Source organism: Thiolapillus sp. (assembly GCF_048562965.1).
Classification (GTDB): Bacteria; Pseudomonadota; Gammaproteobacteria; order Chromatiales; family Chromatiaceae; genus Thiolapillus; species Thiolapillus brandeum_A.
In genome coordinates this window covers 1-1682 of record NZ_JBHNMF010000662.1, presented here as the reverse complement: position 1 = coordinate 1682, position 1682 = coordinate 1, and the positions used below count along the sequence as shown (strand labels likewise).

The following is a 1682-nucleotide window of genomic DNA, read 5'->3' as shown; positions in this document are numbered from 1 at the left end:
TCAAAATCTTGAAAAAATCAGCGACCAGGCATGGCTCAAGATCGTTACCAGCAAGAAAGTTACGGAGTCTGATCGTGGTAAATTTATTCAGGCTGGGCAAGACCGCGTAATCACAACATCCATTCCTCAATTTGCCTTAAGCCTGACCCAGATCACCAATCGGTATCCGGAACGCTTCGGCCGCTTGGCGTTGAAATTCCCGCATGATGTTGATCCGAGGTATGTCTCGGCTATTCTTGAGGGGCTCAGAAAAATAGAGCCTGATGAGAAGATGCCGAAATCTGAAAAGACAACCTGGCAGGCAGGCAGCATTCAAATTGTTGAGGCTGTGTTGGAAAAATACGGGGCAGACAGCGAACAGGATACTGCCCTGTCATTTTGCCAGCTGGTGGGGGAAAGGGCAGATGAAAGCTGGTCTGACAAGAGCATTTCCAAGCTGCTCCATTATGCCAGAAACCATCCTGACCCGGAGCCAGGAAAGTTGAATATCCATAGTGACAGTGACGAAAATAGTGACGAGGTTACGGTTGATGTTCTTTTTGTGAACGCTGCCTACTGTGTCCGTGGCGCGGCTGCCATCGCGATCAGCCGATTGCTTTGGAAACACAACGACCGCTTGGAGCAGGTCAGATCCAGCATTGAATCCCTTGTAAGTGACCCTCACCCCGCTGTACGAATGGCAGCCATTGAGGCTATTAAAGTAGTTTTCAATATCGACAAGGATCTAGCGGTTTCCTGGTTTTGCAAGGCGTGCAGAGATGATCTACGGGTGGCTGTATCTCCAAGGGCTTTTCCTCTCTTCAACTATATCGTTCCAAGCCATATTGATCAGGTTGGCCCTGTCATTCAACACATGGCCGCATCTTCCCTGGATGAGGTGGCCTTTATGGGGGCGCAGCAAGTCACGGCAAGGTGGCTGTTTGACTGCTTTTTTGAAAATGAGTTTGCCACGTGCTGCCAAGGAACCGTACCGCAGCGAAAGGGCGTCGCCAACGTGGCCGCAGCATTGCTGCATAACAAGAAATATTCCCCGCAGTGTCAACAGATCTTGTGCAAATTCATGAATGACCCGGATAAAGAGGTCCGCGACGAGTTACGCGGCATGTTCAGGAACCAAAACCTCATTATCGATACGGAATGTACTGCATTTATCAAAGCATATATTGAGTCACTGGCCTTTGCCGATGATCCAAATCATTTTGTCTGGTCTTTGAGAGATCTTACCGGAAGCCTGATCCCTGTGGCGGAGGCAGTTTTTACCGTCTGTGAGAGGTTTTCCATGGCCCTGCAAGAGAAAAACCATCTGATGACATTAGAAGTATCATCCATTCTGCTTCGGTTATATGAAAGCGCCCAAGGGGGCCAAAAAATCCAGATAACTGACCGCTGCCTGGACACTTGGGACCTGCTTTTCGAAAACCGTGTTGAAATGGCCATGGGGTTGACGAGAAATATTGAACAATAAGGTCAGATTCCCCTGCTCGTTAATCAGCGTGCAAAACTGACCAGGAATGGGGGGCAGCGTCGAATTTTGCCCCTCCTGAAGTCTGTCATCCTCCGGATTTTCACCAGAAGTGGACCCCAATAATTGGACAGCAAGATAAGTGCTTTCCCGGTTCAGATCACCTTTCTGGCAGGCGCCTCATAATACACGTTATCCGGCGTCCGCCGGTCAAGGCGCT

General features: G+C 49.5%; 1 protein-coding gene. It reads left to right on the top strand.

Annotated features, from left to right (window positions below):
* The coding region (locus ACOCD2_RS18895; protein WP_419604197.1) for a HEAT repeat domain-containing protein at window positions 1-1465 on the top strand (1465 nt) is incomplete at its 5' end.
* Window positions 1466-1682: the final 217 nt, after the last annotated feature.